Annotated in this window: 3 protein-coding genes; 2 read left to right on the forward strand and 1 reads right to left on the reverse strand. The window is 48.9% G+C overall.

All coding sequences use genetic code 11. The features are described 5' to 3' along the window. Positions 1-644: 644 nt before the first annotated feature. Positions 645-3140 carry a GAF domain-containing protein gene (locus NG833_RS29505; RefSeq protein WP_254568832.1) on the reverse strand — a complete coding sequence of 832 codons (2496 nt, stop codon included), beginning with the start codon at positions 3138-3140 and terminating at the stop codon, positions 645-647. A gap of 172 nt (positions 3141-3312) precedes the next feature. Between NG833_RS29505 and NG833_RS30875 the strand changes: the two genes are divergently transcribed. Both NG833_RS30875 and NG833_RS29515 read left to right on the forward strand, forming a co-directional pair. Then, positions 3313-3963, forward strand: coding sequence for a GNAT family N-acetyltransferase (locus NG833_RS30875; RefSeq protein WP_254568833.1), 651 nt, complete (start codon positions 3313-3315; stop codon positions 3961-3963). 486 nt (positions 3964-4449) lie between these two features. Then, complete coding sequence (locus NG833_RS29515) at positions 4450-5046, forward strand: hypothetical protein (RefSeq protein WP_254568834.1); 597 nt, start codon at positions 4450-4452, stop codon at positions 5044-5046. Positions 5047-5355: the final 309 nt, after the last annotated feature.

Here is a 5355-nt window from a genome sequence, read left to right on the forward strand (position 1 = left end):
GCAGACGCCCGATGTCCCGTGGTTCGCGAGTACCGAACCGCAGAGGCAGACGCCCGATGTCCCGTGGTTCGCGAGTACCGAACCGCAGAGGCAGACGCCCGATGTCCCGTGGTTCGCGAGTACCGAACCGCAGAGGCAGATGCACCCTGTCCCGTGGTTCGTGAGTAGGGGTCATTCTGAATGTACACTACTCCGCCTGATCCTGATGGGTTAGGGGTTAGGGGCAATACATCACGCGCCTCATGCACCCTTGAGTTGCATCCTGATGGAAAAATTGATGAGGGCGATCGCCCGTCCGATGGGTCGGAATTATTGGGAATAATGACGATATTTTACTGGCAACCGTCGGATCCTGCATGAGAGATTTCACCGATTCTGAATCGGGGTCCTTCGTTCCCGTTTCACTCCGCGTTTCCTGGGACGGAATTTTCCAGTTTTAAACTGTCCCCGTGGGATGGATATTTGTGGCCCTAAAAAACCCCACTTCGGGTTCTCCCCTACACAATAGGCAATTATGAGGCAATGGAAATGCTGTTAAACGGTAACGGAAGGTTGAGCCGATCGCGGCTGAATTGGGTCCTGAAAAATCACGGGTAATTCGCGCAATACTGTTAAACGGTAACGCCAGGTTGAGCCGATCGCCGCTAAATTGGGTCCTGAGAAATCACTGGTAATTCAATGATAAATTCGCATCCTCCTTCCGGTGGATTTTCAAAATTCAAGCGCCCATGATGTCGGTCTACGATAATTTTATAGGCGATCGATAAGCCTAATCCTTTGCCACTCCCCACGGGTTTTGTGGTAAAAAACGGGTCGAAAATTTTGGTTTGATGTTGGGGGAGAATGCCACATCCGGTATCCCGAATCCGAATTTGCACCCACTCTCCCGTAGGGCGGTAAGGAGTGTGACTGGGAAGGAGGGTATCCAAGGGGAGATCCGTTTGAGCAATCACTGTAGTGGTGATAGTAATTTGCCCACTGCCCAAATGATTCACCGGGAAAGTCGCCGCATTGCCCCCGCGATCGGGCAGTTCAATGGCATCGATCGCATTGGAAAACAAATTCATAAACACCTGATTGAGTTGTCCTGGATAGCAACATAATCGGGGAAGATCGCTATATGATTTCACCACTTCGATATTATGGAGACGATGGGCTAATAAAATGAGGCTGCTATCAATTCCCTCATGAATATCAACCCATTTGACTTCGGCTTGATCTAAACGGGAAAAATTGCGTAAAGTCAAAACGATTTCACGCACCCTTTCAGATCCTTCCTTCATGGAGCGAAGGATTTGTGTTAAATCGGTCTGAATAAAATGTATATCGATTTCCGCTTCAAATTCAGCAATAGATTGGGGAACGGGGTTTAAGTGTTCACGATACCGCTCTAACAGTTCTACAATCTCTTTGCTGTAATTGGCGATGTGAGGAAGATTGCCATAAATGAAATTAATCGGATTATTAATTTCATGGGCAACCCCGGCAACCAATTGACCTAAGCTAGACATTTTTTCGCTTTGAACCAGTTGAAACTGAGTATCATGAAGCGAGGCAATTAATTCAGTTTTTTCATCCAGGGCTTTTCTGAGTTTTTGAGCTTGCGATCGCGCTTGGCGAGCTTGGTCCTGGGTCCGTTGATATAACTGTGCCTGAGTAATCGCAATTCCTAGGTGTAAGGAAATCGATTCCATCGCTGAAATTTCATCTTCCGTCCAATCATAAGATTGGGGTTTGATGGCGGAAACATGACCTAACAAAGTTTCTCGATGCCATATCGGAATACTTAATAAACTGCCAACTTGGAGCTGTTGAAAAAGGGCTTGGTCCCGTTCTCCAAAATCTGAGCTTTGAGTATTCGAGATGGCAGTCACTTCTTGGCCGAGCAAACTTTGAATCAACCCGGACTCAAACTGAAAGAGCTTAATTTCTATCCCGATATCCAGAGGATGTTCATCCAGGGAACTGGAGTGAGCAGGGCGACAGACTCGGTGAGTAATTCGCAGCGATCGGCAGAGGTGGTGGATGCTCTCTATTAAAGAAGTGGGCGTTGAGAATAAGATTAAATCGGCTTGAGTGAGGGTTAATAACTCCGACAAAGCCGTTTCAATCGTGCGATCGAGATTTAAAGAAGTCCGAATTCGTCCAGCAATTCGGTTAAGAACTTGTTCCCGTTGGACGTGCTTTTTGGCTTGGATATAATGCCTGACATTCCCTAGGGCGACTGCTGCCTGTTGTGCCACCATTTCCGCAAATTTCAGTTCTGAGGGTTGCCACCGACGAGCAGCCTCAGTGTAACTTAAATAAACCGTAGCGATCGCTTCATTTTGGGAGAGGATGGGCACCATCAAGGTAGACTGTAAGCCGGAACCCCGCAGCAGCAAGCGCTCTACCTCGGGCATCACTGCGGTTGTTATATCTCCAACTACCCAAGGACTTTTCTGCGATCGTAAAGTATTCCATTCTTTCAATCCCTCCACTCGCAACGGGGCTCGGATTTCCCGGTGACGCAAGGGTGACTCTGGGGATGCCTCCAAGGGATGATAAACCGCCATCTCTATTAAGGTTTGTTCCTGGAGATCGTGGAGGATTAACCCCCCGCAGTCTGCCTCAAAAACATCACACATTTGCTGGACGATCGCCTGATAAATCTCCGTTTCATCCAAGGACCCATGAATTGCCTTGGCGATCGCATTTAAACGCTGTGCCGATAGAACTTGTTCTCCCTCCCCTGGCGGTTGTTTACGGCGACTGCGATTTTTTTCAGAGAGATTCCTGGGCGCTTTTGGTGATTGCACGGTTCCAGGAGTTGCCGATAAAGATTGAACATTTTCAGCTTCACCGTTCCCCTCCCCTGCTGTATTTTTAGTTAGACAGACCGAGGGAGAAATTTCTTCCCGAGAGAATTGTCTTTTTTCACAACAGAGTTGCTTGACTTTAGCAACTATTCCTCGGTCGATTTGGCCTAAAAACTCCAAACAATCCAGCCAACCGGCAGTCCAGGCGGCATTTTCAGCCTCGTTCCCTCCTAGGTGCAAGTAGGTTTGTCGCCCGAGGAGTTCAGCGATCGCCATTCGTCGCGATGTCCGGTTCGCAGAACCGACCTCATGGGGGCCAAACGGAAAAATATCTGCATTCATCAGAATTTTACCTCATGTTATCATTGATAATGATTATTTATGTTGTTCTGCTTTTTGTCCACTTTATATTTATTTTATATTGGAACCCCTTCATCAGGTTATGTTATAAGAGGAGAGGGTTCCCTTCGTGTCAAAACCAATCCGTTTCCAACCCTCTTAATGTGAATCCCTCGTGAACTCCTCTTTCACGTCCCCAACCCATCGCGAGCCCCCTGCCTCTGAGCCATCCTCGGGAGGTGCATCTGGCTTTTCCATTCGGGCCGCCCAAGCCAAAGATCTCAGCAGCCTCGCCGAGATTTTGGTCGATAGCTTTCATTCTCGCGAAGGACTCGGGGGGTGGCTGTACCCGATCTTGCGCCTCGGCATTTATGAAGATTTGCGAGTGCGACTGCGCTCAAACTCGTCCCATTGTCTTTGCTTGGTAGCCGTGGTTCCCCAACCGGAATCGCCCTCCTGCTATGAATCCGCCCTAGAGTCCCCATCGGGGAATGGCGTGATTGTGGGCACCGTAGAAATGGCCTTGCGCTGTATCAACCCTTGGACCTTGGGAATGACCCAGTTTCCGTACTTGTCCAATTTAGCCATTGCTGACTCTTATCGCCGCCAGGGGGGCGCGAGTCAATTGCTGCAAGCTTGCGAGGCGATCGCCCTAGATTGGGGATTCCAGGACCTTTACCTGCACGTCCTCGAAAATAACCGACCGGCCAGACGACTTTATTACAAAGAAGGCTATCGAATTCACTCCATTGAGTCGGGGTTGGGTTCTTGGTGTTTCGGGCAGCCCAAACGAATGCTCTTGCACAAGGCACTCCATCGCCAATAAGCCCCGGCGATCGCCCGATCTACGATGCCTGTTCAGAACCGGGAAGACACACCAGGTTTTTCACAAGATCCATACCCATTCCTCACAAGTTTGGACCGTGCAACCCGGTTTCCGATCCGACTGATTGAATACTGCACCCGACTCCTATCAACTAATATCCTTCTTTTTAGCCAGCAGTGAGCGGGCTTTAATTGCTTAATTTTAAAATTTCTGATTCTCCAAACTGACCCGGTTTATCTCCCTTGAACGGCGCTCCCCGGCCCGTTTTTGAGTAACCATACCCCGGCTTTTAAACCCGTGAAAATTTTTGAGAGGTCGGTCAACCTGCCTTTAAATAAAAAAGCGCGTTTACCTATCTAATCCGGGAATGATAAACAAGAGCAAAAATTTATTCCTTAAATTTGGGGACTTTTCTAACCCCATCTTGTAGTCATGAGTTGCCCGGTTTAGATGTAGTGATTTTCGGCATGAGAAGAGAACCCTCAAATGACTCAACACAAACATGAGGACCGGAACCCAAATAAAGAGGCCCAAGCCACTAATCCCTTGGACCCCATTCCGTCAGACTGTCCCGATCGCCCTCCATTCAAGAGCGAGACGGTCAATCCTTCTCGTGCCTTGATTAAATACGCTCATAGTGCTCAAATCTTGACTCAACTCAATAGCGGCCAGCTATTTATCGTAGATAGTCGCCGTCGCTGTGGATTGATTGTCTACAAGCGGTTTCATGCGGAGTTCGTGGGACCCGGGGCCGCTGTTGGCGGCATTTTTGATATTGAGTGTCAGCAAACCATTCCCGTGGGGGATCTAGTGTTGCTCTATCCGGAAACTTACGAAGAACGGCAAAAGGCCTTTGCCATTCGCCGCCATTGGATCCGATTAATGGAACAGCTTACGGTAGAGCCGGTGTCATTGCACCGGACCCAAATGCTGCTGACTCAGTTTCAGCATTATTTCGATCGCGAAACCGTGATCCGACTGCCGGATGAGGCGATCGCCCGATTAGTTGGGGTCCTTCCTCAAACCGTGCGGACCATCCGCCGCTTAGAACCGAAGTCCCCTGTTAAGGTGGCTGCACTTTAAGGCTTCGCTACAGTAGAGCTTGACAGTAGGGGTTAGAAACCGGGTTTTTTACCCCATTTCTGCCAATCCGCCACAAAGTTAGGTCAAAAACCCGGTTTCTTGTCCCTGGAATCTGGGTTTTATACCAAATCCGGGTATAAAAAGTCCTTTTTATAGAGTAGCCCGCGCAGGCGAGGCTCTGTCCCTGTAGCCCCACCCTTGAGGGTGCGGGTTTTTATAGACCTTTGACAACCGGATTCCGTATTAGGGGATTGCAAAATATAAATCCTTCAAACGCTCAACTGAAAGGAAGGTATCTGTAGGGGCGCA

The organism is Oscillatoria sp. HE19RPO (assembly GCF_024220515.1).
Classification (GTDB): domain Bacteria; phylum Cyanobacteriota; class Cyanobacteriia; order Cyanobacteriales; family Laspinemataceae; genus Laspinema.

What these genes read in the sequence shown, in the direction of transcription:
- NG833_RS29505 (WP_254568832.1), bottom strand. Translation starts at nt 3,140, where the DNA reads ATGAATGCAGATATTTTTCCGTTTGGCCCCCATGAGGTCGGTTCTGCG.
- NG833_RS29515 (WP_254568834.1), top strand. Translation starts at nt 4,450, where the DNA reads ATGACTCAACACAAACATGAGGACCGGAACCCAAATAAAGAGGCCCAA.